This is a genomic window from Alkalicella caledoniensis, from assembly GCF_014467015.1.
Lineage (GTDB): Bacteria > Bacillota > Proteinivoracia > Proteinivoracales > Proteinivoracaceae > Alkalicella > Alkalicella caledoniensis.
The window spans coordinates 806,147-833,072 of sequence record NZ_CP058559.1 but is presented as its reverse complement, the minus strand read 5'-3'; the positions used below and the strand labels follow the sequence as shown (position 1 = coordinate 833,072).

Annotated in this window: 31 protein-coding genes; 28 read left to right on the top strand and 3 right to left on the bottom strand. The window is 37.3% G+C overall.

Translation table 11 applies throughout. The features are described 5' to 3' along the window. The 28 genes from HYG86_RS04130 to HYG86_RS03995 all read left to right on the top strand — a co-directional run bounded on the left by HYG86_RS04130 (position 1) and on the right by HYG86_RS03995 (position 23,375). Positions 1–1,293, top strand: a complete 1,293-nt coding sequence (locus HYG86_RS04130) for an ABC transporter permease subunit (protein WP_246451878.1) — start codon at positions 1–3, stop codon at positions 1,291–1,293. 136 nt (positions 1,294–1,429) lie between these two features. After that, positions 1,430–1,918, top strand: a complete 489-nt coding sequence (locus HYG86_RS04125; protein WP_213167682.1) for a ferritin-like domain-containing protein — start codon at positions 1,430–1,432, stop codon at positions 1,916–1,918. Between the two features lie 112 nt (positions 1,919–2,030). Continuing rightward, positions 2,031–2,642, top strand: coding sequence for a 5' nucleotidase, NT5C type (locus tag HYG86_RS04120; protein WP_213167681.1), 612 nt, complete (start codon positions 2,031–2,033; stop codon positions 2,640–2,642). Positions 2,643–2,725: 83 nt separating this feature from the next. Next, positions 2,726–2,884, top strand: coding sequence for a DUF1540 domain-containing protein (locus tag HYG86_RS04115; protein ID WP_213167680.1), 159 nt, complete (start codon positions 2,726–2,728; stop codon positions 2,882–2,884). 131 nt (positions 2,885–3,015) lie between these two features. Beyond that, positions 3,016–4,017: an NADH:flavin oxidoreductase gene (locus tag HYG86_RS04110; protein WP_213167679.1), complete on the top strand. Its 1,002-nt coding sequence runs from the start codon at positions 3,016–3,018 to the stop codon at positions 4,015–4,017. Positions 4,018–4,043: 26 nt separating this feature from the next. Continuing rightward, the gene (locus HYG86_RS04105; protein ID WP_213167678.1) at positions 4,044–4,253 is read left to right on the top strand and encodes a (2Fe-2S)-binding protein; all 210 of its coding nucleotides are present in this window, start codon (positions 4,044–4,046) and stop codon (positions 4,251–4,253) included. Positions 4,254–4,415: 162 nt separating this feature from the next. Next, on the top strand, positions 4,416–4,901 hold the full coding sequence (locus HYG86_RS04100) for a permease (RefSeq protein WP_213167677.1): 486 nt from the start codon (positions 4,416–4,418) through the stop codon (positions 4,899–4,901). After that, positions 4,898–5,437: a permease gene (locus HYG86_RS04095; RefSeq protein WP_343064194.1), complete on the top strand. Its 540-nt coding sequence runs from the start codon at positions 4,898–4,900 to the stop codon at positions 5,435–5,437. Before HYG86_RS04100 ends, HYG86_RS04095 begins: the two co-directional genes overlap by 4 nt. 158 nt (positions 5,438–5,595) lie before the next feature. After that, the gene (locus tag HYG86_RS04090) at positions 5,596–6,846 is read left to right on the top strand and encodes a sensor histidine kinase (protein ID WP_213167676.1); all 1,251 of its coding nucleotides are present in this window, start codon (positions 5,596–5,598) and stop codon (positions 6,844–6,846) included. Further along, on the top strand, positions 6,839–7,927 hold the full coding sequence (locus HYG86_RS04085) for a response regulator (RefSeq protein ID WP_213167675.1): 1,089 nt from the start codon (positions 6,839–6,841) through the stop codon (positions 7,925–7,927). Before HYG86_RS04090 ends, HYG86_RS04085 begins: the two co-directional genes overlap by 8 nt. Positions 7,928–8,236: 309 nt before the next feature. Continuing rightward, on the top strand, positions 8,237–8,512 hold the full coding sequence (gene pduA, locus HYG86_RS04080) for a propanediol utilization microcompartment protein PduA (RefSeq protein ID WP_213167674.1): 276 nt from the start codon (positions 8,237–8,239) through the stop codon (positions 8,510–8,512). 26 nt (positions 8,513–8,538) lie between these two features. Continuing rightward, positions 8,539–9,318 (top strand): propanediol utilization microcompartment protein PduB, encoded by a 780-nt coding sequence (gene pduB, locus HYG86_RS04075; protein ID WP_213167673.1) that lies wholly within the window; start codon positions 8,539–8,541, stop codon positions 9,316–9,318. A gap of 31 nt (positions 9,319–9,349) precedes the next feature. Continuing rightward, entirely contained in the window at positions 9,350–11,014 is a 1,665-nt protein-coding gene (locus HYG86_RS04070) for a propanediol/glycerol family dehydratase large subunit (RefSeq protein WP_213167672.1), read from the top strand. 18 nt (positions 11,015–11,032) lie between these two features. After that, positions 11,033–11,689: a propanediol/glycerol family dehydratase medium subunit gene (locus HYG86_RS04065; RefSeq protein ID WP_213167671.1), complete on the top strand. Its 657-nt coding sequence runs from the start codon at positions 11,033–11,035 to the stop codon at positions 11,687–11,689. A 15-nt stretch (positions 11,690–11,704) separates the two neighbouring features. After that, positions 11,705–12,220 (top strand): diol dehydratase small subunit, encoded by a 516-nt coding sequence (locus tag HYG86_RS04060; RefSeq protein ID WP_213167670.1) that lies wholly within the window; start codon positions 11,705–11,707, stop codon positions 12,218–12,220. 36 nt (positions 12,221–12,256) lie between these two features. Then, complete coding sequence (locus HYG86_RS04055; protein ID WP_213167669.1) at positions 12,257–14,080, top strand: diol dehydratase reactivase subunit alpha; 1,824 nt, start codon at positions 12,257–12,259, stop codon at positions 14,078–14,080. Continuing rightward, complete coding sequence (locus HYG86_RS04050) at positions 14,080–14,577, top strand: glycerol dehydratase reactivase beta/small subunit family protein (protein WP_213167668.1); 498 nt, start codon at positions 14,080–14,082, stop codon at positions 14,575–14,577. The genes HYG86_RS04055 and HYG86_RS04050 overlap by 1 nt, the downstream gene beginning before the upstream one ends. A gap of 3 nt (positions 14,578–14,580) precedes the next feature. Beyond that, on the top strand, positions 14,581–15,219 hold the full coding sequence (locus tag HYG86_RS18255) for a BMC domain-containing protein (RefSeq protein ID WP_213167667.1): 639 nt from the start codon (positions 14,581–14,583) through the stop codon (positions 15,217–15,219). A gap of 3 nt (positions 15,220–15,222) precedes the next feature. Next, on the top strand, positions 15,223–15,498 hold the full coding sequence (gene pduA, locus HYG86_RS04040) for a propanediol utilization microcompartment protein PduA (RefSeq protein ID WP_213167666.1): 276 nt from the start codon (positions 15,223–15,225) through the stop codon (positions 15,496–15,498). A 114-nt stretch (positions 15,499–15,612) separates the two neighbouring features. Beyond that, complete coding sequence (gene pduL / locus HYG86_RS04035; RefSeq protein WP_213167665.1) at positions 15,613–16,260, top strand: phosphate propanoyltransferase; 648 nt, start codon at positions 15,613–15,615, stop codon at positions 16,258–16,260. A 13-nt stretch (positions 16,261–16,273) separates the two neighbouring features. Further along, the gene (gene eutJ / locus HYG86_RS04030; protein WP_213167664.1) at positions 16,274–17,098 is read left to right on the top strand and encodes an ethanolamine utilization protein EutJ; all 825 of its coding nucleotides are present in this window, start codon (positions 16,274–16,276) and stop codon (positions 17,096–17,098) included. A 10-nt stretch (positions 17,099–17,108) separates the two neighbouring features. After that, positions 17,109–17,855, top strand: a complete 747-nt coding sequence (locus tag HYG86_RS04025) for a flavoprotein (RefSeq protein ID WP_213167663.1) — start codon at positions 17,109–17,111, stop codon at positions 17,853–17,855. A 40-nt stretch (positions 17,856–17,895) separates the two neighbouring features. Next, on the top strand, positions 17,896–18,165 hold the full coding sequence (locus tag HYG86_RS04020; protein WP_213167662.1) for a EutN/CcmL family microcompartment protein: 270 nt from the start codon (positions 17,896–17,898) through the stop codon (positions 18,163–18,165). 13 nt (positions 18,166–18,178) lie between these two features. Beyond that, complete coding sequence (locus tag HYG86_RS04015; RefSeq protein WP_213167661.1) at positions 18,179–19,165, top strand: cob(I)yrinic acid a,c-diamide adenosyltransferase; 987 nt, start codon at positions 18,179–18,181, stop codon at positions 19,163–19,165. Position 19,166: 1 nt separating this feature from the next. After that, on the top strand, positions 19,167–20,561 hold the full coding sequence (locus HYG86_RS04010) for an aldehyde dehydrogenase family protein (RefSeq protein ID WP_213167660.1): 1,395 nt from the start codon (positions 19,167–19,169) through the stop codon (positions 20,559–20,561). A gap of 15 nt (positions 20,562–20,576) precedes the next feature. Beyond that, the gene (locus tag HYG86_RS04005; protein WP_213167659.1) at positions 20,577–21,905 is read left to right on the top strand and encodes a 4Fe-4S dicluster domain-containing protein; all 1,329 of its coding nucleotides are present in this window, start codon (positions 20,577–20,579) and stop codon (positions 21,903–21,905) included. A 22-nt stretch (positions 21,906–21,927) separates the two neighbouring features. After that, positions 21,928–22,791, top strand: coding sequence for a DUF7973 family transport facilitator (locus HYG86_RS04000; RefSeq protein ID WP_213167658.1), 864 nt, complete (start codon positions 21,928–21,930; stop codon positions 22,789–22,791). 35 nt (positions 22,792–22,826) lie between these two features. Next, positions 22,827–23,375: a BMC domain-containing protein gene (locus tag HYG86_RS03995; RefSeq protein ID WP_213167657.1), complete on the top strand. Its 549-nt coding sequence runs from the start codon at positions 22,827–22,829 to the stop codon at positions 23,373–23,375. Positions 23,376–23,400: 25 nt separating this feature from the next. Here the strand turns inward: HYG86_RS03995 and HYG86_RS03990 are convergent, their stop codons facing one another. The 3 genes from HYG86_RS03990 to HYG86_RS03980 form a co-directional block, all read right to left on the bottom strand. After that, positions 23,401–24,246, bottom strand: a complete 846-nt coding sequence (locus HYG86_RS03990) for a Cof-type HAD-IIB family hydrolase (protein ID WP_213167656.1) — start codon at positions 24,244–24,246, stop codon at positions 23,401–23,403. Positions 24,247–24,394: 148 nt separating this feature from the next. After that, the gene (locus HYG86_RS03985; RefSeq protein WP_213167655.1) at positions 24,395–25,348 is read right to left on the bottom strand and encodes an NAD(P)-dependent oxidoreductase; all 954 of its coding nucleotides are present in this window, start codon (positions 25,346–25,348) and stop codon (positions 24,395–24,397) included. A gap of 153 nt (positions 25,349–25,501) precedes the next feature. Then, entirely contained in the window at positions 25,502–26,575 is a 1,074-nt protein-coding gene (locus HYG86_RS03980) for a putative periplasmic lipoprotein (protein ID WP_213167654.1), read from the bottom strand. Between the last annotated feature and the right edge of the window lie 351 nt (positions 26,576–26,926).

Sequence of the window (26,926 nt, the reverse complement as noted above, 5' to 3'; positions counted from 1 at the left end):
TTGGAGCCAAGGCCAAACATAGAAGAAAACACCCAAAATAAAAGAATAGAAATGCTGGAAAAAGGGAAAAAATTTCTGATAAATAATATGGTTACCATACTTTTTGTAATTATAGGCTATATAGGATTTGTACTCTCTGGCTTATCTTTGCCTTTTTTTCTAAATGATTTGATAAACAGGGTAGCGAGAAATGGATTTTTAGTTTTAGCCCTCATAATACCAGTACTAGCTGGCATGGGGTTAAATTTTGCCGTTGTGCTAGGGGCAATGGCTGGACAAATGGCTATTATCATGACCATACACTGGGGAGTCTTTAATTGGCAGGGGATATTACTATGTGTCCTACTGGCTACACCCATTGCAATACTTTTTGGTTTTTTAACGGGAAAGCTTTTAAATAAAACTAAGGGACAGGAAATGATTACAAGTCTAATACTAGGCTGGTTTGCCAACGGTGTATATCAGTTTATATTTCTTATCTTAGTTGGGTCTGTTATTCCCATGAAGAACGAGGAACTAGTTTTAAGCACAGGTGTAGGGCTTAGGGTTACCGTGGACTTAGATAAAAAATTAAGATATGCCATAGACAGCCTGTTTAGATTTTCATTTATAAAATCAGTGTTGATTGTGGGAATTGTGTTCATTTCAGTAGCCTTATACATGTATATCAAAAACAATAAGCAAGGACAACTAGATAGTGCTAAAGGTAAAGTTATGGCACTTTCAGCATCAGGAATTGTCCTTGGTGTATGGAGTATTATGACAATGCTAAATAGCAGAAATATGCTCAACAACCTAAATATTCCTGTGGTTACCTTTGTTATAATAGGCCTTTTATGCTTTGCCACAGCATTTTTAACAAAGACAAAGCTAGGTCAGGATTTCAGAACAGTGGGACAGGATCAACATTTAGCTAATGTATCGGGTATAGACTCCAATAAAATTAGAGTTCTGGCCATTGTAATTTCCACAGTCCTTGCAGCATGGGGACATATTATTTACCTACAGAATATGGGTACCTTGAGCACATACGGGAGCCATGAAAATATTGGTATGTTTGCTATTGCAGCACTTTTAATAGGCGGAGCCACTGTTACTAAGGCAACAATTGGTCAGGCATTATTAGGAACTGTATTGTTCCATACCATATTTATTGTTTCTCCCCTTGCAGGTAGAAACTTACTTGGAGATGCACAACTGGGTGAATACTTCAGGGCCTTTGTTGTATATGGAGTAATAGGAGTTTCCTTGGGGATGCATGCATGGAAAAAACAAATGCAGTCAAAGAAGTAAGCTAAGGTAAACAATGACATGGATATAAAATCAAGCTTCAAAGTGTATGTATGGGTCTTAATTAGTTGAAAAATTTGAATTATAGGTGTAAAATGTATGTAAGTCTCAAATTTTATAATAAAGGAGAGGGCTACATATGTTAAAAGAAGAGCTAAACGCGATCAAACAAGCCATTATCCATGAGGTAGAAGGTTACGAGTTTTATAGGTTGGCTGCTGAACAAACAAAAAGTACTGAAAGCAAGGAAGCTTTTATGGAATTAGCCAAGGAAGAGCTTAAGCATGCTGACTATCTAAAAGAGTTATTTGATAAAATTCAGCAAGGCGATGAGGCATTCACCCTAGCCTTTCTAGCTGACCCACCATCTCCAAATATCTTTAACTGGGATAAAGTAGATGGGCAGTATACAAGTATGGCCATGTCTGTTTTCGGGATAGCCATACAACTAGAAAAAGATTCTATAATTTTCTACGAAAAAGCCTTAGAAAATAGTAAGTTTGAAGAAGCTAAAAAGCTATATCAACTGCTTATCAAATGGGAAAAGGTTCATCTAGATCAATTTACTAAGCAATACGAGATGTATAAAGAAGAATGGTGGTCTGCCCAAGAATACGCACCATTTTAATAAACATTTACCCCTGTGGACTATATTGTTGACAGGGGTAATTTTATGGATTTATTTTTGAAGGATTATATACACCTATGTTGAAATTTACATATATAAAGGAGATGATAACGTGGAAAAATTAAATATATGTATTGATATCGACGGCACACTTACAGAGCCTTTTTTTCTGTTAGACAGAGCAAATAAGCACTTTGAAAAAAATATTAAACCAGAAGATGTGGACAGTTATGAAATTCATCAACTGTATGGTGTAGAGTTTAAGGATTTTTTTGAATTTTACATCTCTGTTGCTAATGAAGTCCTAATTGATGTAGATCCCAGGGAAAGGGTAAGAGAAGTCCTACTAGAAATAGATGGCAAACACAACATTCACTATGTGACTGCAAGGGAAGACTTTTTGACAGATGTAACACAGAGGTGGTTTGAGAAATACAAGTTACCTTCTGGGAAATTGCATATCTTAGGAAGTCACTATAAGGTTAAAACAGCTGAACAAGTAAAATGTGATTTATTTATTGAGGATAGGTATAACAATGCAATTGAGCTTGCTGAAGCTGGCTTTAAAGTACTACTAATTGACTGTGTATACAATAGAAAACCACTTATTCCAGGTATAACTAGGGTCAATAACTGGGAAGAAGTAAATGAAATGATAAAAGAACTTGAAACTTCTATAATCCAAGATAGAGAAAAAAACTTAGCTAAAGTAGTGACTGTTTAAGTTTTTTGGCAAATTTTATTTTTATAAAAAATCCCCTAAGTGCAAATAATAATTGTGTACTAAAAAACAAAGGAGGTTTTTTCATGAAAATAAATAAAAGTATAGGTTGTACAGTTGATGAGTGTAAATATCATGCTAATAGTGACTCTTACTGTAGTTTAGATCATATCAATGTAGTAAAACATGAAAGTAGAGCAAAGAACCAAGAAGCAACGGACTGTGGTAGCTTCGAAAGTAAATAGATAACTTATTGTAGAGTCTTCCCTTAAGGGAAGGCTCTTTTACTTTAAAACTCCTAATTTATAACATATTTAGCTTAAATCAATATATTATGATAAAATATTGGTAAAGTGATTTTTAGGGAGGAATTAACATGGCAAATTTATTAAAACCCTTAGTTTTAAAAAACATAAATCTATCGAACAGGTTGGTTATGCCGCCCATGGCCACATCAGCATCTCAACCAGATGGCAAAGTAAGTAAGGAAATCATAGACTATTATGATGAAAAATCTAAAGGTGGATACATAGGTCTAATAGTTATTGAACATAGCTTTATAACTCAACAAGGAAAAGCCAGTGATAAACAGCTTTCAGTGGCTGATGATAGTTGTATAGAAAGTCTAAAGGTACTGGCGAATACTATACAAAAAAACGGATCAAAAACCGTTATGCAAATAAACCATGCTGGAAATGCTGCAAAAAAAGATGTTACTGGTATGGAACCCGTGGGTCCATCGGCCATAGCAAATCCTAGGTCAAAAAGTGGGATTGTTCCTAAGGAACTGAGCCAACATGAAATTGCAACAATTGTAGAAGAATTTAAGAATGCAGCTATAAGGGTAAAAAAAGCAGGCTTTGATGGTGTACAAATACACTCCGCCCACGGCTATCTTTTAAATCAGTTCTATTCACCCTTGACCAACAAGAGAACAGATAAATATGGTGGTGATACCCTAGGTAGAATCACAATACATTTAGAAATAATTAAGGCAGTACGTGAAGCTGTAGGGCCTGATTTTAATGTATCTTTAAGACTCGGAGCTTCAGACTATAATGAGAATGGTACTACCATTGAAGATAGTAAGATTGCAGCAGTGGAATTTGAAAAAGCAGGTGTAGATTTACTAGATATATCTGGTGGGTTCAGTGGATACAATATACCTGGAGCTGACAAGCAAGGATATTTTTATCCGTTGACTGAAGCTTTAAAGGAGGTTGTTTCCATCCCATTGATACTCACTGGAGGTATTACTGATTCACTGGCGGCGGAGAAACTATTACAAGATGAAAAAACTGACCTAATAGGTGTAGGTAGAGCCATACTAAATGACTCTAATTGGGCAAAAAACGCCATAGAGGGTTTGAAAAAATAATCTCAAGAAAATTTAGAGGTGGCAAAATGAATCAAGTGATCTCAGCTGATATTATGGATAAACTACAAAAGATCAGTTTGTGTAAAGGTATATCAAAAGCCTCTATAAAAAAAGCTATTAAAGAAGGTGCAAAAACACTAAAAGAAGTTGAAAAGGCCACTGGAGCAAGCTCAGGTCCTTGCAAAGGCAAAAGATGTGCCCATAAAATAGGAGAGATTTTAGAAGAAACCAGATAAAAGGCAAAAAACATGATGGTAGTAGTAACCGTCGTGTTTTTTATGTTTTAAAAGATAGGTATTATTATTTATAAGGGTATAATATTTACAACCTATTATATATTGACACATACCCCTATGGGGTATATAATTATGTCTAAAAGATAAAGGAGGAGGGTAAAATTGTACGATGTTTTAGTTTATATAATAGCATTTATTCTATTAATAGTTTCATTTGTGAAGGATAAGAAAAAAACCAAGCAGGCAATGATGAAAGCAAAGAAATCTATCTTAAATATACTTCCGGAGTTAGTAGGGGTTATTATCATAATAGGTGTGATACTATCACTTCTGAACCCTCAGACCATTTCAAAACTCCTAGGGGAAGGTTCAGGAATTCTTGGAGTGGTATCTGCTGCAGTTGTAGGTGCAATTACTCTAATACCTGGTTTTATTGCATTTCCACTAGCTGCTATGCTATTGGAAAACGGTGCTAACTATTTACCTATAGGAGCATTTGTCTCCACTCTTATGATGGTTGGTATAGCTACTTTGCCTGTTGAGTTTAAATACTTTGGTAAGAAGCTGGCGATTTTCAGAAACTTATTGGCATTTGGATTTTCCTTTGTTATCGCTTATATTATAAACTTGGTGGTGAATGTGTTATGATGAAAAACAAAAAAAGCAGATATAATATTGTATTTATCTCGCTGATTTTCTTAGGAGCTTTGGCTCTGTACAACTTTTCTTTAGCAGGAGAAGCAGTTAACACTTCATTAACGAGCTTTAGACAGCTACTTTTAGTTTTACCCCCTATTTTTATTATTTTAGGTCTTTTAGATGTATGGGTTCCCAAGGAGACTATGGTGAGATTTATGGGGAAGGAAGCAGGTTTACTGGGAGTGGTTTTAGCATTTTTTCTAGGATCTGCGGCAGCAGGTCCACTATATGGAGCATTTCCCATAGCTGCTGTACTTGTAAAAAAGGGGGTTCCATTTAAAAACGTTGCTATATTTATAGGTGCATGGTCAACAACTAAAATTCCAATGCTTATGTTTGAGCTATCAGCTCTTGGGTTAACCTTCACAGCTACAAGGCTATTGATTAACATCCCTATAATAATTATTATAGCTAATTTACTAGACAGATCACTAAATGAAAAGGATAGGAAAGAACTCGAGGAAAATATGGAAAGAATGGCTTAAAGAAAAGATGAAGGTCGCAAAGACGGGACCTTCATCTTTTTATATTTAAATTTTTTGAATCTTTATATTTATGTATTCTCTGTTACCTATATTTGTGGTACAATTCAAATAGGATTAAAATGTTGGACAAGAATATTAATTCTTAAGGGGTGACCATAATGCAGAGAGTGCATTTAAGGGACATTACTGATGTGGACATTTTACAGGAGATCCAAAATAGGTTTTCAGAAGCTACAGGATTAGCAGCAGTGACTGTGGATTTCAAAGGTAAACCAATAACCGAGTACAGTAATTTCAGTCGGTTTTGCAAACTAATTCGTGAGGACTCAAAATGTAGGGATGCTTGCTATCGCTCAGATGCCTATGGAGGTTTAGAGGCCGTTAGGAATGAGAAACCTTATATTTATCGATGTCATACTGGACTAGTTGATTTTGCTATACCCATAAATATTGGTGGACAATATATGGGTTCTATCATGGCAGGTCAAGTTAAAATTGAAGAAGCTGAACTAAATAGACTAGATCATATTGTCAAAGAGATACCAAGTTGGAAGAAAAATGAGGAAATAATGGAAGCATATAATGAAATACCTGTTATTTCCTATGACAAAATATTAGGTGCCGCTGAAATGATGTTCTTAGTTTCTAACTATATAGTTGAAAAAGATATGATGCAGATAATGCAAGCTGAACTAAATCAAAAAAGTATCAAACTAGTGGAAGAAGAACGAGTTAGGATAGAACTAGAGAGGACACTAAAAGAATCGGAGTTGAAGGCATTACAGTCCCAAGTTAATCCCCACTTTCTTTTTAATGTTCTCAATACCATAGGCAGGCAAGCCCTTATAGAAAAGGCATCTAAAACACAAGAAATAGTCTACACGTTGGCAGAAATACTACGGTATACCTTAAAAAACATAAATCAAATGGTAGAATTAAGGGAAGAAATATCTCATATTGAGCGGTACTTAACCATACAAGCCATAAGATTTGGAGATCGAATTCAATATAAGTTGGATATACCTAAATCTATTGAGAGCATTAGGATTCCTTCAATGATTCTCCAATCCCTTGTGGAAAATTCTATTAACCATGGACTAGAGCCTAAAGAATCAAATGGGTATATTACTATAAAAGGTTATATAACTGATTATGGAATAGAGATAGAAATAGCAGATAATGGCGTTGGGATCCATGAACATAATCTTGAAATGATACTTGATGAGAACAAAGAAATTGGTAGTTTAACTAAATCCACAGGTATTGGTATAAACAATGTAAACAAGAGATTATCCTATCATTACGGTCCAGAATATAAAATTGAGATAAGTAGCAAGATTGGTGTTGGAACGAAGGTAAAGGTTAAGATACCAAAAGAGATCAAGTCGAGGAGAACTGTAAATGTATAAAGTAGTCTTAGCTGATGACGAGCGTTTAGAAAGGGAAGCGTTAAAAATCATTTTATGCGATGATAGCTCTGATACGATTATTGTGGGGGAGGCGGCCACGGGTAAGCAAGCTGTGGAGTTATGTGAAACCCACGACCCAGATGTCATATTTATGGACATAAAAATGCCGGGGATGGATGGTTTAGAGGCAACAGAGATAATAAAGAAGCTAGATAAAGATAAAGTCATCATAATCTTAACTGCATATGAAGAATTTAAGTATGCACAAAGGGCATTAAAGCTTGGAGCCGATGATTATGTTCTAAAGCCTGCACGACCTAAGGATATCCTCGAGGTTTACATGAAACACAGGGATAAGAAACATGTTAAAAAGGATGTTAAAAAAGATGTAAATACTGATTCTTTATACGAAGCTATCCGTACAGAAGATTATAAAGAATCGAAGATACAATTGAGACAAGTTTTAAATGAGTTAAACGAAATTTATAAGGACGATTTAGAGCAAATGAAATTGAGCTTAGATCGTATAGCTAAACAGATTTTAGATATTTGCCACTTGAAGGGACTCAATGAAATTACCAATAACCAAGAAGAAATTAGAAACTCCATGACTCCAAACAATATGGAATATGCCATATTGAAAGTATTAGACAGGTTTTTTGAGGAAATAATTAACCAAAAGAAGATAGAAGAAAATAATGAAATTCATGCTGCATTAAACTATATAGAGAAAAACTTTAAAAAGGGAATTACCCTTGAGGAAGTGGCAGAATATGTTCACTTAAATCCACATTACTTCAGTAAACTCTTTAAGAAGGAATTAGATGTTAATTTTGTGAACTATGTTACCCATAGGAAAATAGAATACGCCAAGGAACTACTGAGATTCACTGATATTCCCATTATTAATATTTCTATGGAACTATCATATAATGAGCCAAATTACTTTAGTAAGGTTTTCAAAAAAGTAGTTGGTAGCACTCCTACTGATTACAGAAATTTATATGAAGAAGAAAGAGTAAAAAATAGAGGTTTAAAAAAAAGGTACACCAAAATTTCAAATGGAAAGTGGTATGTTTAATACACCCATAAAAGCAACTAAGCTCTTATGGGAATTTTTTTGCACTTTTTTAAGCATTAAGTTAAAAAAATATCACCATAAAGCAATAAATTATCAGGCCTAAGATGCATATTCAAAAAAATACCCTAAAAAGGGATTAAATATCAGAATCTTTTAAATAGACAATCATTATATTACCCTTACAGGTCAAATTGTTGTCAAGGCAAAAAGCAATAAAAAGAGAATTAAGTAAATACAAATATAGTGTCCTACATATGTGGCTTACTACAAATGCAGGATTGCTATAAAAAAATAAAAGGGGGATTTAAAATGACCAAGGAAGCTTTAGGAATGGTAGAAACAAAAGGCCTGGTAGGGGCAGTTGAAGCTGCAGACGCCATGGTAAAAGCTGCAAACGTAGCACTAGTTGGATATGAAAAAATCGGTTCAGGTCTTGTCACAGTGCTAGTTAGAGGAGATGTAGGTGCAGTTAAGGCAGCTACAGATGCAGGTGCCGCTGCTGCAGAGAAAGTGGGAGAAGTTGTTTCTGTACACGTAATCCCAAGGCCACATACAGATGTTGAGAAAATATTACCTAAACAATAATTTAAATTTTATGGAGGTGTAATAAAATGAAAGATCAATTAATCGAAAAGATTATGGAAGAAGTAATGAAAAAGGTAGAGGAGCCAAAAACTGAAGCTCCAAAAGCTACACCTAAGTTTTGTGGTATGACTGAGTTTGTAGGTACAGGTATTGGCGACACTATAGGTCTTGTAATTGCAAATGTTGATCCAAGCCTTCATGAAGTAATGAAATTAGATAAGAAATATCGTTCAATCGGAATTATAGGTGCACGTACTGGTGCAGGCCCACAAATAATGGCAGCTGATGAGGCTGTAAAAGCAACAAATACAGAGATTATCTCAGTAGAATTAGCAAGGGATACAAAAGGTGGAGCAGGTCACGGATGTTTAATTATTTTTGGAGCTGAAGATGTATCAGATGCAAGAAGAGCCGTTGAAGTAACATTAAAAGAATTAGAAAGAACCTTCGGTGACGTATATGCAAACGATGCTGGTCATATAGAACTTCAGTATACTGCAAGGGCTAGTTATGCATGTGAAAAAGCCTTTGGTGCACCTGTAGGAAAAGCATTTGGTCTTATGGTAGGAGCTCCTGCAGCAATAGGTGTAATTATCGCTGATACAGCTATCAAAGCTGCCAACGTTGATGTAATTGGCTATGCTTCGCCCGCTGGTGGAACAAGCTACTCAAACGAAGTTATTCTATTCATTAGTGGTGATTCTGGTGCTGTAAGACAATCCCTAATAGCTGCTAAGGAAGTAGGAGTTAAATTATTGGGAACCCTTGGTGGCGAGCCCGCTCCTGTGACTGTTCCTTATATATAAACTTAATTAGTTAATAAAGGAGGGAAATTAGATGAAATCAAAACGTTTTCAAGTTTTAGCAGATAGACCTGTAAATAAGGACGGTTTCGTTAAAGAATGGTCTGAAGTAGGTCTAATAGCCATGAACAGTCCAAAAGACCCTAAGCCAAGTATTAAAGTAGCTAACGGTAAGGTAGTTGAACTGGACGGTAAAAAAAGAGAAGAGTTTGACATGTTAGATAGTTTTATTGCTGACCATGCCATTAACTTAGATTTGGCAGAAGAGGCTATAAATATGGATTCATTAGAATTTGCTAGAATGCTAGTTGATATAAATGTACCTAGAGCTGAAATAGTGAAATATACAACTGCCATGACTCCAGCTAAAATTGTTGAGGTTGTTGGACACCTAACAGTACTTGAAATGATGATGGCAGTTAACAAGATGAGAAGTAGAAGAGTTCCATCTAATCAATGCCACGTTACTAACCTAAAAGACAATCCTGTACAGATAGCAGCAGATGCTGCGGAAGCTGCAGTAAGAGGATTTGATGAGCAAGAAACTACTGTAGGTATAGGACGTTACGCTCCTTTTAACGCATTATCACTGATGGTAGGTGCACAGGTAGGTAGACCTGGTATACTAACTCAATGTGCAGTTGAAGAAGCTACTGAACTTATTTTAGGTATGAGAGGTTTAACATCTTATGCAGAAACTGTTTCTGTATATGGTACTGAACAGGTTTTTGTTGATGGGGATGACACTCCATTTTCTAAGGCATTTTTGGCTTCTGCCTATGCATCTAGGGGACTAAAAATGAGATTCACTTCAGGTACTGGGTCTGAAGTACAAATGGGTTATGCAGAAGGTAAATCTATGCTTTACCTAGAAGCTCGCTGCCTATATGTAACTAAAGGTGCTGGTTCACAAGGAACTCAAAATGGTTCTGTAAGTTGTATAGGTGTACCTGCAGGTGTGCCTGGTGGTATCAGAGCGGTACTTGCAGAAAACTTAATTGGTATGATGCTAGACCTTGAATGTGCTTCAAGTAATGACCAAACATTTACTCACTCTGATTTAAGAAGAGTTGCAAGATCACTGATGCAAATGGTTCCAGGAACTGACTTCATATGTTCAGGATATAGTGCAACACCTAACTATGACAACATGTTTGCTGGATCTAACTGGGATGCAGATGATTATGATGACTGGAACGTAATCCAAAGGGATCTACGTATAGATGCAGGATTAAGACCAGTTACAGAAGAAGCTGTTATCAAGGTTAGAAATAAGGCAGCTAAAGTAATTCAAGCACTGTTTGAAGAACTTGGCCTACCAACTGTTACAGATGAAGAAGTAGAAGCAGCTACTTACGCTCATGGAAGTAAAGATATGCCTGAGAGAAACGTTGTTGAGGACTTAAAAGCTGCTGGAGAAATGATGGACAGAGGAATAACTGGATTAGATGTAGTTAAGGCTCTTCATAAAAAAGGATTTGAAGATGTAGCTAGCAGTGTTCTTTCACTACTTAAGCAAAGGGTGGCTGGAGATTATCTTCATACATCAGCTATATTGGATAAGGACTTTAACGTTGTAAGTTCAGTAAATGATCCTAATGACTATCGTGGTCCTCAAACTGGTTACGTTATTAGTGACCAAAGATGGGATGAAATTAAAAATATCGCCAACGCTATAAAGCCTGAAGATATTCGTTAAGGAAGGGGTGGAAAACATATGGCCATTAATGAAAAATTGATCCGTGAAGTTATTGAGGAAGTTTTAAAAGGTTTCAATTTAGAAGATAAACAAGTGGCAAGTGAGACAGTGACCCATAATTCAAGTAGTAAATTAGAATTTATTGAAAAGGGTACTGCTTCAGCGGGTACAAGAAACGATGAAGTTGTCATTGCTGTAGCACCTGCTTTTAATAAATATCAAACTAAAACAATAGTAGATATTCCACATCACGATGTATTAAGGCAAGTAATTGCTGGAATTGAAGAGGAAGGTCTTAAGGCTAGAGTAGTAAGAGTTCTTAGAACTTCTGATGTAGCCTTTATTGCCCATGATGGTGCAAAAATAAGTGGATCAGGAGTAGGTATAGGTATTCAGTCTAAAGGGACTACCGTTATCCATCAGAAAGACCTATTACCCCTGAGCAACTTAGAGTTATTCCCTCAAGCACCGCTTTTAGACTTAGATACATTTAGAGCAATAGGTAAAAATGCAGCTAAATATGCAAAAGGTGAATCACCTAATCCAGTACCAACTAGAAATGACCAAATGGCTAGACCAAAGTTTCAAGCTAAAGCAGCACTTTTGCATATCAAAGAGACAGAACATGTAAATATGGGTAGCAAGCCTGTTGAATATGAAGTAAAGTTCAATTAATCGGAGGTGAATGGAATGAATCAACAGCTAATTGAGCAAATAGTAAAAGAAGTTATGGCTTCCATGGGAGGAAGCACCACAGGAAATGAACAGAAAACTTCAGTTAAGCCAAGTGGTACTGTCAATGCTAAAGACGATTATCCATTGGCAACAAAAAGACCTGAGCTCTTAAAAACTCCTACAGGTAAAACCTTAGAGGATATAACATTAAATAGTGTGTTAAACGGAGAGATAAAGGCAACGGATGTTCGTATTTCACCAGAGACCTTAGAACTTCAAGCACAAGTTGCTGACTCCATAGGACGTGAGGCATTTGCTAGAAATTTAAGAAGAGCTGCTGAACTAATTGCTGTGCCAGATGAAAGAATCCTTGAAATATATAATGCCCTTAGACCTTACCGTTCAACTAAAGAGGAACTTTTTGAAATTGCACAGGAACTAGAAACAAAGTACAACGCGAAAATCAATGCTGCATTTGTTAAAGAAGCAGCTGTGGTTTACGAAGGAAGAAATAGATTAAGACAGGACTAATATTCTTGGACTTAACAAGGCCAGGAGGGACACGATATGAAGCTGATTGCAGGTATTGATATTGGAAATGCAACAACAGAAGTAGCACTTGCCCATGTATCTAAAGGGAAAGTTGACTTTTTATCCAGCGGTATAGTTGAAACAACTGGAATTAAAGGAACTCGAAAGAATATACATGGTGCATTTGCTTCACTGAAAAAGGCTTTAGACAAATGTAACCTCAAAATAGAAGATCTAGATCTTGTCAGGATTAACGAAGCAGCTCCTGTTATTGGGGATGTAGCCATGGAAACCATCACTGAGACTATAATCACTGAGTCAACGATGATTGGCCACAACCCCTCCACTCCAGGGGGACTTGGGTTGGGCATAGGGATAACAGTTAGAATAAAGGATCTAGAAAAGCAAAGCTTTAACGAACAAGTTATTGCTTTGATAGGCAAAGAAATTGATTTTGAGGATGCTGCCAATATTATTAACAGGGCAGTTGAAAAAGGTATAAAAGTGCAGGGTGCCATAGTTCAAAGGGATGATGGTGTCCTAATCAACAATCGCTTAAAGCATATCATACCCATAGTGGATGAAGTGAGTTTGCTAGAAAAGGTTCCAGTGGGCATGAAGTCAGCCATCGAAGTGGCTCCGCCTGGTGGAGTTGTGGAAGTTTTGGCAAATCCCTATGGTGTTGCTACGGTTTTTGAACTGACAAGTGATGAAACTAAGTTAATAGTTCCCATTGCAAGAGCTTTAATTGGCAATCGTTCAGCTGTAGTTATCAAAACACCGAAGGGTGACGTACAAGAACGACGTATACCGGCAGGGCAGATCCACATCATAGGTGAGAAGCGAAGAGCATCTGTAGATGTTGATGAGGGAGCAAGTAGGATTATGGATGTTATTAAGGCTTCAAATCCCATTGAAGATATCAAGGGTGAGCCTGGAACAAATGCAGGAGGGATGCTTGAAAGGGTAAGACATGTGATGTCAGAGCTTACTAAACAACATCCCCATGACATAAAAATTCAAGATATGCTTGCTGTGGATACCTTTGTACCTCAAAAAGTAAAGGGTGGACTTGCTGAAGAGTTCTCCATGGAAAATGCCGTTGGTATTGCAGCCATGGTTAAGGCAGATAAACTTCAAATGAAGATGATAGCAGATGAACTTCAAAAAGAGATACAAATTGATGTAGAAGTCGGTGGAGTGGAAGCTGACATGGCCATACGTGGAGCTTTAACTACACCGGGAAGTAATAAACCCTTAGCTATCCTAGATATGGGGGCAGGCTCAACAGATGCTTCCATAGTCAATAAAGAGGGGAAAATTAGCTCCATACATTTGGCTGGTGCTGGAAATATGGTTACTCTATTGATCAATTCCGAGCTGGGATTAGAGGATTTTGCCTTGGCAGAGGATATTAAAAAATACCCCCTTGCAAAAGTTGAAAGTCTATTCCATATCCGACATGAAGATGGAACAGTGGAGTTTTACCAAAAGCCCCTGGATGCCAGTGTGTTCGCCAGGGTGGTAATTTTGAAAGAAGGTAATATGATACCTATCCCAGGGCAACAGTCCATCGAAAGGATAAAGTTCATACGAAAGTCTGCTAAAGAAAAGGTTTTTGTGACCAATGCTTTAAGGGCTTTAAGTATGGTTTGCCCCACAGGGAATATCCGTGATATAGAATTTGTTGTTTTGGTAGGTGGGTCAGCACTAGATTTTGAAATACCCCAGCTGGTAACAGATGCCCTATCTCAATACGGGGTAGTGGCTGGTAGGGGTAACATACGTGGTACAGAAGGTCCGAGAAACGCCGTGGCAACTGGACTTATTATAGCGGCTGAAGAAGGGTGCGATAAATAGTGAAAGTAGGTAGTGGAAACAAGATACCATCTGTTCATGTTTATTGTCATCAACAGGTAGACTCCTCTTTGATTTGCGATATTCTATTTGGTATTGAAGAAGAAGGAGTCCCCTACCATACAGATATAAGGGAATCAAGCTCAGCATTGGATTTAGCTTGCTTCGCGTCCGAGGAATCCCAACTTGGTGTTGGTATCGGTATAGGTGAAGAAGGGGATGTCATACTACACTATTTAAAGCTTAATAGTGACCAACCTCTATTTAAAAGCAAAATATCAGATCATAAAACTACTTTAAGGGCGTTAGGTGCCAATGGTGCGCGACTGGTGAAAGGACTTCCCTTCAAGGATCTTGATAAAGAAAGAGAAGAACAGATACCCCTTGAGGATAAAGGTCATAATAATGTTTCTGATGCAGAAATTGAGTTAATAAAGAACAAGGTTATAGAAGTTTTAATTGCTTTGAACTTGAACAAAAGTGATAAAAGGGAGGTGTAGACTTTGCCAAGACTCGCCTTAGGTCTAATAGAAACCGTAGGTTTGGCTGCTGCTATAGAAGCTGCAGATACAGCTCTTAAATCAGCTAATGTAAGCTTACTGGGATATGAGTTATCCAAAGGAGGTGGTATGGTTACCATCAAGCTTGAGGGCGATGTTGGAGCAGTGAAAGCAGCTGTTGAAGCAGGTTGTGCAGCTGCTGAAAAGGTTACCAGTGTTTGGAGTAGACAGATTATTCCTAGACCTCATGATGAAATTACAAAGATTATTTTGACCAATGAGACAGTGGGATATAGTCAACCTCAACTTAAAGAAGAGGTCAAGGAAGAGAAGACAGTAAAAGAGACCAAAAAAAAAGACAACAATCCAAAAGTAAAAGAACAAACGACAGTAGCAGTAGAACAGCTTGAAGAAAATAAAGTAGATGTGGAAGAAGAAGCTATAGAAGAGACCATGGAAGATATAGTTGATGAAAAAGAAGAAACAAAAGTACAAGAAGAGGTAGTAGAGGTAGAAGAGTTAGAATCTACCACTGAAATCTCTACAGAAACCTGTAACTTATGTAAAGATCCTAAATGTCCAAGGGAAAAGGGTGAACTTCGGACCCTTTGTATACACTACGAAGAACTAAAGGAGGAATAAACAATGGGTGACGCATTAGGAATGATTGAAACCAAAGGCTTAGTAGGAGCCATTGAAGCGGCAGATGCAATGACAAAGGCTGCTAACGTAACTTTAGTAGGTTATGAAAAAATTGGATCAGGTCTTGTGACTGTTATGGTTAGAGGTGATGTTGGTGCTGTTAAGGCAGCAACCGATGCAGGAGCTGCAGCTGCAGAAAAAGTTGGAGAGCTTGTTTCAATTCATGTTATTCCAAGACCCAACGCTGATACAGAGAAGATTTTACCAAAAACCTTATAAAAAAAATTCAAGGTGATTAGAAACTAACCTTCCTAATCGCCTTGAAAGCTATTATTGTGTTGCCTCAAAAATTACTAGGGATTAACTCATAACCCTAATAAGGAGGAAAAAAGTTTGACCGTAGATGAAAGAGTTATCATAAAAAAAGTTGTAGAAGAAGTGGTCAAAAGGATAAATGGCAATGGGGAAGAGGCTTATGTACCCATCGGAATTTCCAATCGTCATATCCACCTAAGCCAAAAGGATTTGGAAATACTTTTTGGTCAAGGTTATAAACTGACCAAAATGAAGGACTTAAAACAGCCAGGTCAATTTGCAGCTAAAGAGACCGTTAAAATAATTGGGCCTAAGGGTTTTTTTGAAGGTGTTCGGATATTAGGACCTGTTAGACCAGAAACACAAGTTGAAATCTCCCTTAGTGATGGATTTAAGCTGGGTTTAAGTGCACCGGTACGGGAGTCAGGAAAAACTGAAGATACACCTTCATTTATCATAGAGGGTCCAAAGGGTAGTGTTGAAAAAAAGCAAGGTGTTATTGCGGCATTAAGACATATCCACATCCCTCCAACCTTTGCTGATAAGTTCCGTTTAAAGGATAAGGAATTGGTTAACGTGGAAATAGATGGTATCAGAAAATTAGTTTATCATAACGTTTTGATACGGGTTTCCGACCAATTTGAATTGGAAATGCATTTGGATATGGATGAAGCAAATGCTGGTGGAATAAGTAATGGAGACTTAGCAAAAATACTGAAGGGCTAAAGGAGATTGCATCATGGACCTTATTAAAGCCAATGAATACATTGCAAGTTTTGCCAAATTAATAAACCTACAGCAAGAGATCATAAAGCCTAAAGGTGATTTGAAGGTCGGTGTAGATCTAGGTACTGCAAATATAGTATTATCTGTTCTAGATGAAAATGATCATCCAGTGGCAGGTGCCCTATACCCAGCTTCAGTTGTTAAGGATGGGTTAGTGGTAGATTATGTAGGTGCTGTACGAATAGTTAAGCAATTAAAGCACCAGGTGGAAAGTTACCTAGGTACACGTCTTAGCTATGCTGCAACAGCTGTACCACCAGGAACAATAGGAGGAAATGCCAAGGCCATTTGCAACGTTGTAGAGTCAGCTGACATGGAGTGTATCAATGTTATAGATGAGCCAACAGCGGCTTCTTCAGTTTTAGGTGTAACAGACGGAGCTGTAGTGGATGTGGGAGGCGGTACCACTGGTATTAGTATTTTAAGGGATGGCCAAGTGATATATACAGCTGATGAAGCAACAGGTGGAACTCACATGAGTTTAGTTGTAGCTGGAAATTATAAAGTTCCCTTTGATGAAGGAGAAAAATTAAAAAAAGACCCTAGTATGCAAGGGGAGATTTTTACAGTTGTAAAACCTGTGGTGGAGAAAATGGCTTCTATAGTTAAAAGACATATTGCAAACTATGATGTGAAACAAATATATGTTGTTGGGGGAGCCTGTTGTTTTAAAGAATTTGAGAATGTGTTCTATAAAGAAATAGGTGTTCCAACACTTAAACCAGACCAACCACTGTTAGTAACCCCTTTGGGTATAGCACTGAACTGTAAGAAGTGAGGTGATTTAATTGAAACCAGAAGAAGCCTTTAATTGGATTGTTGAAGAAGTATTAAGGAGATTAGAGGCTAGAAAGAAAAGAGCATTAGTTATTTTTACTGGGGCAGCCATTGGTTTTAACGAGGTGATGCCACAGATTAAAAAGCTAATTGATATGGGGTGGAACTTTAAGTTTCTACTATCAAATAGCGCAGAATATGTCTTGACTCCAGAGCTTATAAAGGAACAACTGGGAGTTAAAGAAGTGATTTTAGAGAGGGAAGTAAAGAACCCTAGGAGTTTATACGAAGATGTTAACTACTTTATCATCCCTACATTAACTGTAAATACAGCGACCAAGGTATCCTTAAACATTGCAGATACATTAGTAACTAACCTTGTGGCCCACGGAATTATGGAAGGTATCCCCATAGTTGCAGTTAAAGACGGGTGCGATTTAAAAAATCCCACTAGAAAACAAATGGGTATGGATAAGACACCTCCTGCTTACTTAGCAAAAAACCAAGAACATCTAGCCACCCTAGAACAATACGGGATAAAGCTTGTGAACTCCACTGATTTGCTTAGCTCCATTGAAAATAATAAGCATAGCAGTGATTCCATTTCCGTGGATTTTAACAAGAAGGTCCTTAGTAGGTCCGATGTCATTGAGACTGGTAGCTCCCAAGGGGTTATGTATGTACCAAGCACTACAATTATAACTTCCTTGGCTTATGATACTGCTAAAAAAATTGGGGTTAAGATTATCAAAAAATGATGGTAAATGCATCAATATCATTAAAGAGGCGGTGATGCAGATGTATATAGGGAAAGTGATTGGAATGGTTGTTGCAACTAGGAAAGACGAAACCCTTGTTGGGAAAAAACTGATGGTTGTTGAGAAGACTGATGCCAATGGTAAGTCATTGGGAATAGAAGAGGTTGCAATAGATTCAGTTGGAGCAGGAAAAGGTGAGTATGTTTTGGTATCAAAGGGAAGTTCTGCAAGACATGTCTTTGGTAGTCCAAACTCTCCCATTGATGCTGCAATAGTTGGCATAATCGATAATATCGAAGTACAACCGTAGAGGACGTGAAGATATGGCCATATACACAAAAAAAGGTGATAGAGGGGAAACTGGACTCCTTGGAGGAAGTCGTACTGGTAAAGATACACTGCGAGTATCCTGCTATGGTACTTTAGATGAAGCAAATGCTGCAATAGGAGTAGCCTACTCTATAATCAAAAACAAAGAGATCCAAGATATACTTAGAATCATTCAGAAGAAGTTGTTTGTTTTAGGAGCACAGTTAGCTTCTGATGATAAAGGCAAGGAATATATTAAAGAACCTATTAGACAAAAAGATATTGATATGCTTGAAAATATTATTGATCAATACGAAAAGAAATTAGGACCTTTAACAGAGTTTGTAATTCCTGGAGGAACACCTGCCTCTGCCAGTATTCATCTAGCTAGAACTATTATAAGGCGCGGTGAACGCTTGGTGGTAGAACTAAGTAGAGGAGAAAATATACCAAAAGAAATAGTTCAATATATCAATCGTTTGTCTGATGCGCTATTTATGTTGGCCAGGGAAGAAGAGCAATGGGCCTTGGTCCAAACCGTTAAGGAAAAGGTTTTAAAGCGGCTAGGGCACCAAGTTGTGGATAACAATCTTTCATTGGATCTTGCTAAAAAAATGGCAGAAGCCGTTGAAGTAAAAGCCAGTGAAATGGGAGTTCCAGTTGTTTTCGCAGTAGTAGATGACGGAGGGAATCCTCTATTGCTACATCGAATGAAAGATGCACTACTTGCAAGCTTAGATATAGCTCCTAACAAAGCCTATACATCAGTTGCCCTTAAATTACCTACCCATGAAGTGGCTCCACTAGTAAAGCCTGGAGAAAGCCTTTACGGGCTTCAGTGGACCAACCAAAATAAACTTGTTACCTTCGGGGGAGGTTATCCCCTTAAGCTTAATAACGAGATAATTGGTGGTATAGGAATAAGTGGTGGCTCAGTGGAAGAAGATATGAAAATTGCAAATCATGCACTTAGGGTATTTGAGTACGAAAGGAGGAACTAGTATGACCGTAGAAACATTAAAAATAGAAGAAATTGTTAAGAAAGTACTAGTAGAAATGACTGCAAAATCCCAAAAACCTCAAGAAACTTTAGGAATTTTTCAGGATATGAATGAAGCAGTTGAGGCTGCGTGGATAGCTCAAAAAGAGCTTGTTAAATTTGATCTAAAAACCAGAGGGAAATTCATAGAAGCCATGCGTAAGGAAGCTAAGAAAAATGTTGAGCTTCTGTCAAAGATGGCTTATGAAGAAACCAACATGGGTAGATATGAAGATAAAGTGAGTAAAAACATAGTTGCAATAGAAAAGACACCTGGGATAGAAGATTTAAAGCCAGATGTGTACTCTGGTGATGATGGGTTGACATTGATAGAATTATCACCCTATGGTGTTATTGGATCTATCACACCTACCACAAATCCTTCAGAAACCATTATATGTAATGCAATTGGTATGATTGCAGCAGGTAACTCTGTTGTATTTAGTCCACATCCTTCTGCCACTAAGACTTCCCTTAAAACAGTTGAGATACTTAATAAAAGTATTATTGATGCGGGAGGACCTAGTAACCTATTGACAACTGTGAGTAATCCTTCCCTAGAACAGGCAGATATAATGATCAAACATAAGAAAGTTAATATGCTTGTGGCAACTGGAGGACCTGCTGTTGTAAAGGCAGTGCTATCTTCAGGGAAAAAAGCCATTGGAGCTGGAGCAGGAAACCCACCGGCAGTTGTTGATGAAACTGCTGACATTGAAAAAGCAGCTAGGGATATAATCGCCGGCTGCAGTTTTGATAATAACTTACCTTGTGTTGCAGAGAAGGAAGTTATTGTGGTTGACTCAGTAGCTGATTACCTAATTTTTAACATGAAAAAATCTGGAGCCTATGAATTAAAAGATCCAGAACTCATTTTAAAACTACAAAAAATGATTGTTGGCGAAAATGGCTATCCAGTAAAAGAGTTCGTTGGCAAAAATGCCGATTATATTCTAGGTAAAATGGGGATTGAATGTGATGATTGTGTCCGTGCCATAATTATGGAAGTACCAAAAGATCATCCCTTTGTAGTAGGTGAATTGATGATGCCTGTTCTTCCAATAGTTAGGGTAAAGGATGTTCAAGAGGCAATTGAACTAGCTGTAAGTGTTGAACATGGTTTTAGACATACAGCCATCATGCACTCAAAGAATATAGATACTTTAACTCAATTTGCTAAAGAAATTCAGACAACAATCTTCGTTAAAAATGGGCCGTCCTTTGCGGGTATTGGTGTTGGAGGCGAAGGTTATGCAACATTTACCATTGCAGGACCCACCGGCGAAGGGTTAACATCAGCTAAGAGCTTTGCTAGAAGAAGAAGATGTACTTTAGTCGGTGGATTTGCCATTAAATAAGACGAGGTGGGAAGCATGGATAATAATCTTATTAGTTTAATCCAAGGAGCAGGCATTGTAGGTGCAGGGGGAGCAGGGTTCCCTACCCATGTTAAGGTTAAGGCAAAGGCAGAGTACGTAATAGTTAATGGAGCAGAATGTGAGCCACTACTACGGGTGGATCAGCAACTAATGTACTATAAAGCTGAAGAAATGATTATTGGACTAAAGGCTGTGGTTCAAGAAACCGGTGCAAAAAAAGGTATTATTGCACTAAAGAAAAAATACCATGCTGCCATAGAAAAATTGGAAAAGTTAACAAAGGATGATGAAACCATTGAGGTCTTTACCTTAGGTGATTTCTATCCTGCAGGGGATGAGCAAATTACTGTCTACGAAGTACTAAATAGGATCGTCCCTGAAGGTGGAATACCGTTACAAGTGGGAGTAGTGGTTATCAATGTTGAAACACTGATAAATGTCTATTATGCGAAAAAAGGGTTACCTGTTACAGAAAAGTATGTAACAGTCACAGGGGAAGTGAATAAACCCGTGACATTAAAGGTGCCCCTGGGTGTTAGTATAAATGAGATGATTCAGTTAGCAGGAGGCCCTACAGTTGCAGAGTTTGAGATAGTTGATGGAGGCCCGATGATGGGAAAGTTAGTTGAGGACATCCATAGTCCTATCACCAAAACCACCAAGGGTCTTATAGTTCTTCCGAAGGAGCATCCTTTAGTAAAAGGGAAGAGAAAATCCATTGAAGCTACGCTCCGGGAAGCAAAAACAGCTTGTTGCCACTGCTCATTGTGTACAGAGGTATGTCCAAGAAATCTGATAGGACATAAACTACATCCAGATAAATTAATGAGAATTGCCAGTTACAACAGTACCTGTGAGAATAATTCATCTGTAACTGAAGCATTTTTATGTTGTGAATGTGGTTTATGTGAATTAGCATGTATTATGGACTTACAACCATGGAAACTAAATAGTTTTCTAAAGGGTAGGCTGAGTGCAGCTGGCATAAAAAATGATAATAACCGTAAACCAGAAGAAGTAAATCAGTTTAGGGGTTATCGAAAATTTCCAGTGAAAAAACTAATTGCCAGACTGAGTTTAGAGAAATATAACGTGGACGCACCTCTTATTGAAAGTGTAGATGAAACAGTCAAGGGTGTGGTACTTAGTCAAAAACAACATATTGGTGCCATGGCACAACCTTTAGTGCAGGTAGGGGATGTTGTAAAAAAAGGTGATCCTGTGGCTAATGTTAATGATGGGCAGCTTGGCGCAATGATCCATGCAAGCATCAGTGGTACTGTCAAAAGCATTAATCAAAAGGGGATAGAAATTTCTTCATAAATCAAAAAAAGGGGATGAATTTATGTTTGAATTAGCTTTAATTTTAGCGGCCTTTGGTGGAGGAATATTAGGTGCATTAATTGGAGCATTGCCTGCTTTTATTTTTACTGGCTTTGTAGGACTTATTGGTATGGGAGTAATAGCAAGTGGTGGACCTGCAACAATTCTAACAGATGTGACATTTGGAGCCTTACTTGGTCCACATATAGCATTTGCTGGTGGTGTAGCAGCAGCTGCCTTTGCAGCAAACAAGAAGGGATCTTTAGAAAGTGGTTTAGACATAGTTACACCACTTAAAAAGACAAATGATATAAGCGTTCTTTTTGTTGGTGGTATCTTCGGTATTGTGGGTTACATGATCAATGCTGTTTACGTGGAATTAGCACTTAAGACAGACACTGTGGCTTTAACGGTATTTACTTCTGCAATTATAGCTCGTTTAGTTTTTGGTAGAGCTGGATTATTTGCTATCTTTGCACCCAAAAATGCCGAGGTGGCGGCAGCAGTTGATAATCCGAAGCCAAGCATTTTCCCTGATTCTAAAACACTGGCTTTTGTAGCCTTTTATTCCCTAGGACTTGGTTTAGTAATTTCTTATCTAGTAGACCTTACTCAAATTGATGTTCTAGGTTTTGTAATAAGTGCAGCAACTTTGATTTTTGTTCAGATGGGCTTTGATTTGCCAGCAACACATCACATCACCTTAGTGGCTGGCTATGCAACCATAGCCACAGGGAATATATATATAGGAGCATTATTCGCTGTTATATCTGGTGTTTTAGGTGAGATAGCAGGTAAGACTTTCAATAGTAATGCTGATACATTTATTGATCCACCTGCCACTTCAATATTCATATTAAGTTTCATCGTTTTCTTATTTATGTAAAACTTTATCCATACCCTGATAAGAGGTGATAATTTGTGAAAAAATCCATCGGACTGATAGAGTTTAAAAGCATTGCAAAAGGAATAGAAGCAACAGACGAAATGATAAAATCCGCCAATGTGGAACTGGTTTTATCTACACCCATTTGTCCTGGTAAGTACATCAGCTTGATTTCAGGTGATGTAGGAGCAGTAAAAAATGCTATTGAGGTTGGAAAGAATGTGGGAAGTAGTTTTACAGTAGAATACCATGTTATTTCAAATATAAGTGAAGCTGTTTTCCCGGCATTGACAGCCACGGGGGAAATAGAGAAAATAAGCTCCTTAGGTATTATAGAAACAATTTCTGCAATTACTTCTATAGTGGTAGGTGATATGGCACTAAAAGCTGCCAATGTCCAATTATTGGAGATAAGATTAGCAAGGGGCTTAGGTGGAAAAGGATTTGTTTTAATAACAGGTGAAGTGGCAGCAGTTAAACAAGCTATAAAAGCCTGTGAGAATAACCTAGAGGATTCAGGTGGTATCATCAGCGCAGTTTCAATAGCATCACCTAATAAAGAACTGATATCAAAAATAATGTAAAATAAAATGGGATAGGCTAAATAGCCTATCCCATTTTTAATACAAATTTTTCAATGGCCTTAGCAACTCCTTCGTCATCATTACTATCTGTGACATAGTCAGAGGCCTCTTTAATCATATCTATGGAGTTGCCCATGGCAGCACCTAGGCCAGCATACTTAATCATTGAGAGGTCATTCTCACTATCTCCTATGGCCATTACATTCTCAGGCTTTAGGTTGTAAAATCCTGCAAGAATCTCAACACCTCTAGCCTTTGAAACACCTTTACATGTAACTTCTATACTGTGATGGATGGAGAAAATAGCCTCAACATCATCTAAATCATCCAGCTCTTGTCTGATTTTTAATATAATTTCTTTATTACTACTGTATAATTCACACTTTATAATATTGTCCTTTTCTTTTTTTATGATATCTTTCCATTCTGCCATATTTTCTACTAGTTCTCTCTTATAGACAGTTATAATACGGTTAAATTTTTTAGCTTTTTCATCAAAAATTTTGAAAAGCTCACTAAAGTCTTTACCGTGATATTTCTTAAAAGGTGTATTCATACAAGGAGAAATGCCGTATCTTTTACATATTTCAAGAATAGTAGTCAAAACATTTTCATCTAACACATTCTGATAGATTACTTTACCTTGATCTTTTTCTTTTATGTATGCACCATTGGAAGAGATAATGGGAGTTTTCAAACCAACTAAGCTAGAGTAATAATCGGCGTCCACAAAGGTCCTGCCAGTACTTACTGCAACATGAACTCCTAGCTGTGTTGCTTTTAGTAAGGCATCTTTGGATCTTGGGGTTATAGCATTTTCACTATTTAGTAAAGTACCGTCTAGGTCTATACATATTAATTTGATATCCATATGACTCACACTCCTTAACTGTAATTACAGTGTTTATCTGCTTCAACACTGTTTCATATATATATTGTAACCCATTATTTGACTTAGTGAAAGAGGGCAGTGAGTTGAAAAAGACCCAGCTACTATAAATAGTAGACTGGGTCAAAAATTATTTTACCACATTCATGGGTGTTCCATTGATAAAGGCTTTAATGTTCTCCCCAAGAAGGTTGATTAGGCGTTGCCTTGCTTCTAAGGTTTGCCACCCTATGTGGGGTGTTAAAATTACGTTATCCATGTAGAATAAAGGATTATCCAGGGTAGGTGGCTCTGGGTCTAGCACATCTAGCCCTGCACCTGCAATAATATTTTCCTGCAACGCAGTTATGAGATCTGTTTCGTTAATCAGGGCACCCCTTGAAGTATTAATTAAATAAGCACTAGGTTTCATAAGCTTAAGCTTAGTTATATCAATCAAATGTTTAGTTTGGGGGGTAAGAGGACAGTGTAGGCTGACTAAATCACTGCCAGCTAATAGATCATCTAAGCTTACTGACTTGACCCTAGGATCATCCCATAATTTAGGTGTTCTATTGTATGTTAATATATTCATTCCTAAGGCCCTAGCTACTTTGATGACACCTTGGCCTATGGTTCCAGCACCTATAATACCTAAGGTTTTACCATTTAGCTCAAAGTGTGGGACCTGTAAGTGTTTAGTAAAGTTATTAAAGTTGTTATTTTGAATCATGTTTTGTTGTTGGGTGAGGTAGGAGCTAAGGCTTAACAAAAGGGTGATAGCAAGCTGAGCAACAGAGTCTGTACTGTAGCCAGGGATATTACAAACAGTTATACCTTTTTCCTTGCAAGCCACAAGGTCAATGTTGTTATATCCAGTACCCGCTTCACAGATTAATTTTACACAAGGGGGGAAGTTCCTTATTAAGTCTCCACCTAAGGGAATTTCTTTAGTTATGACGATATCATGGTCCTTAACTCTTTCTAAAATTTCCTCCGGAGAACTGCTATGAAAATTTGCTAAAGTGGAAGCCTTCGACAAAGGTGAATAATCTAGGTTTCCATCAAAGTTTACTTTACTAGAATTCAAAAACACTGTTTTCATAAAATAACCTCCTCGTAGATAGTAAGTTAATCCTTTGAGAATGAAAAAAACAAGAAATAGTTATATATAGGATATCATAGATGAAATACTTGGTATATAAGTAGAGTAAAAAAAAAGCTCCCACAAAGGTGGGAGCCTTGATATACTATTTAACTATTTTTTAGTACCGAAAGCGTTTTCAACTGCTTTGATGTAACTTTCTACAGTGATTGTAACTGAAGAAGTTAACTCTGGAACATCTGGAACGTTTTGGTGAGCATCGTCTACAACCTTAACCTTAAGGCCTTTGATTTCAGCAACTGTTTGACCTACCATCCAGTCTTCGAAAGCAGCCATTTGCTCATACCATTCTTTGCCAATGTCAGAGCGAGCTTTCATGTTGTAATCTTCTTTAAGTTCTTTTTTAGTCTTTAATTTAGCAGATTTGTCAGAAGTAAGTTGGCCTTCTTCGTCGTAAGCTACTCTTGTTTGAGCAACGTCGATTTGAGTTCCAACAACTTTACCATCAGCATCAAATGCTGTAGCAGACATTGTTACATCTACTTGAGCTTGAGCAGTAACATCGTCACCAGCGCCTCTAGACTTACCAATAGAGATAGTGTAACCAAGACCTAACTTATCGATATTAGCAGCTTCAGTTCTGTTGTTCCAAGCAATCTCAACTGCTTCAATGTAGCTTTCAACAGTTATTGTAACTGAAGAAGTAAGTTCAGGAACATCTGGAACGTTTTGGTGAGCATCGTCTACAACCTTAACGTTAAGAGCTTTGATTTCAGCAACTGTTTTACCGATCATCCACTCTTCGAAAGCAGCAATTTGCTCATACCATTCTTTACCAATGTCAGAACGAGGTTTCATGTTGTAATTGTCTTTAAGATCTTTCTTAGTTAAGAAAGGACCAGCTTTGTCAGTAGTAAGTTGCATTTCTTCATCGTAAGCAACTCTTACTTGAGCTACATCGATGTGAACAGCAACAACCTTACCATCTTTGTCAAAGGATACTCCAGCGAAAGTTGTGTCAACTTGAGCTTGAGCAGTTACATCGTCAGCCATGCTTCTAGATTTACCAATTGAAGTTTTTACGCCTAAACCAAAAGATACAGCGCCTTCCTCTACGATTGGGTCGTCCCCGTTGTCTGGATCTGGAGTAGCATCTTCGCTAGTACATCCAGCAAACATGAATAACATCATACTTAGAGTCAATAAAAGTATTAAAGCTTTTTTCATTAAATTCCCCTCCTAAAAGTTTATGTATTATCTTTCACAAGCACATAATACCATAACGTGAAAATAATAACAATACATTTTATTAAAAAAAGTTCGTAACATTTGTAAAAAATACCAGCTGGTTTTTCTCTCACTAGTTATATATTCGTAGTTCTTAAGGTGATACCACTTCAAATTATTAAATAAATTTAATAATTTGAAAAGCAACATCCTAAGGGGGCTGCTGGCTTAACTATTTTTATACGATGTTTTACTAGCCTTTAAATCCTTTTTACACATAGAGGTAAAATTTTACTTTTTATATACTTTAAATATATAAAAATAATCAATATAGTATTATAATGAAACTAT

Excerpts from the sequence above, each read along its gene's own strand:
- HYG86_RS04125 (WP_213167682.1), top strand. The coding sequence starts at position 1,430 with ATGTTAAAAGAAGAGCTAAACGCGATCAAACAAGCCATTATCCATGAG.
- HYG86_RS04115 (WP_213167680.1), top strand. The coding sequence starts at position 2,726 with ATGAAAATAAATAAAAGTATAGGTTGTACAGTTGATGAGTGTAAATAT.
- HYG86_RS04110 (WP_213167679.1), top strand. The coding sequence starts at position 3,016 with ATGGCAAATTTATTAAAACCCTTAGTTTTAAAAAACATAAATCTATCG.
- HYG86_RS04105 (WP_213167678.1), top strand. The coding sequence starts at position 4,044 with ATGAATCAAGTGATCTCAGCTGATATTATGGATAAACTACAAAAGATC.
- HYG86_RS04095 (WP_343064194.1), top strand. The coding sequence starts at position 4,898 with ATGATGAAAAACAAAAAAAGCAGATATAATATTGTATTTATCTCGCTG.
- HYG86_RS04090 (WP_213167676.1), top strand. The coding sequence starts at position 5,596 with ATGCAGAGAGTGCATTTAAGGGACATTACTGATGTGGACATTTTACAG.
- HYG86_RS04085 (WP_213167675.1), top strand. The coding sequence starts at position 6,839 with ATGTATAAAGTAGTCTTAGCTGATGACGAGCGTTTAGAAAGGGAAGCG.
- pduA (WP_213167674.1), top strand. The coding sequence starts at position 8,237 with ATGACCAAGGAAGCTTTAGGAATGGTAGAAACAAAAGGCCTGGTAGGG.
- pduB (WP_213167673.1), top strand. The coding sequence starts at position 8,539 with ATGAAAGATCAATTAATCGAAAAGATTATGGAAGAAGTAATGAAAAAG.
- HYG86_RS04070 (WP_213167672.1), top strand. The coding sequence starts at position 9,350 with ATGAAATCAAAACGTTTTCAAGTTTTAGCAGATAGACCTGTAAATAAG.
- HYG86_RS04065 (WP_213167671.1), top strand. The coding sequence starts at position 11,033 with ATGGCCATTAATGAAAAATTGATCCGTGAAGTTATTGAGGAAGTTTTA.
- HYG86_RS04060 (WP_213167670.1), top strand. The coding sequence starts at position 11,705 with ATGAATCAACAGCTAATTGAGCAAATAGTAAAAGAAGTTATGGCTTCC.
- HYG86_RS04055 (WP_213167669.1), top strand. The coding sequence starts at position 12,257 with ATGAAGCTGATTGCAGGTATTGATATTGGAAATGCAACAACAGAAGTA.
- pduA (WP_213167666.1), top strand. The coding sequence starts at position 15,223 with ATGGGTGACGCATTAGGAATGATTGAAACCAAAGGCTTAGTAGGAGCC.
- eutJ (WP_213167664.1), top strand. The coding sequence starts at position 16,274 with ATGGACCTTATTAAAGCCAATGAATACATTGCAAGTTTTGCCAAATTA.
- HYG86_RS04020 (WP_213167662.1), top strand. The coding sequence starts at position 17,896 with ATGTATATAGGGAAAGTGATTGGAATGGTTGTTGCAACTAGGAAAGAC.
- HYG86_RS04015 (WP_213167661.1), top strand. The coding sequence starts at position 18,179 with ATGGCCATATACACAAAAAAAGGTGATAGAGGGGAAACTGGACTCCTT.
- HYG86_RS04010 (WP_213167660.1), top strand. The coding sequence starts at position 19,167 with ATGACCGTAGAAACATTAAAAATAGAAGAAATTGTTAAGAAAGTACTA.
- HYG86_RS04005 (WP_213167659.1), top strand. The coding sequence starts at position 20,577 with ATGGATAATAATCTTATTAGTTTAATCCAAGGAGCAGGCATTGTAGGT.
- HYG86_RS04000 (WP_213167658.1), top strand. The coding sequence starts at position 21,928 with ATGTTTGAATTAGCTTTAATTTTAGCGGCCTTTGGTGGAGGAATATTA.
- HYG86_RS03990 (WP_213167656.1), bottom strand. The coding sequence starts at position 24,246 with ATGGATATCAAATTAATATGTATAGACCTAGACGGTACTTTACTAAAT.
- HYG86_RS03985 (WP_213167655.1), bottom strand. The coding sequence starts at position 25,348 with ATGAAAACAGTGTTTTTGAATTCTAGTAAAGTAAACTTTGATGGAAAC.
- HYG86_RS03980 (WP_213167654.1), bottom strand. The coding sequence starts at position 26,575 with ATGAAAAAAGCTTTAATACTTTTATTGACTCTAAGTATGATGTTATTC.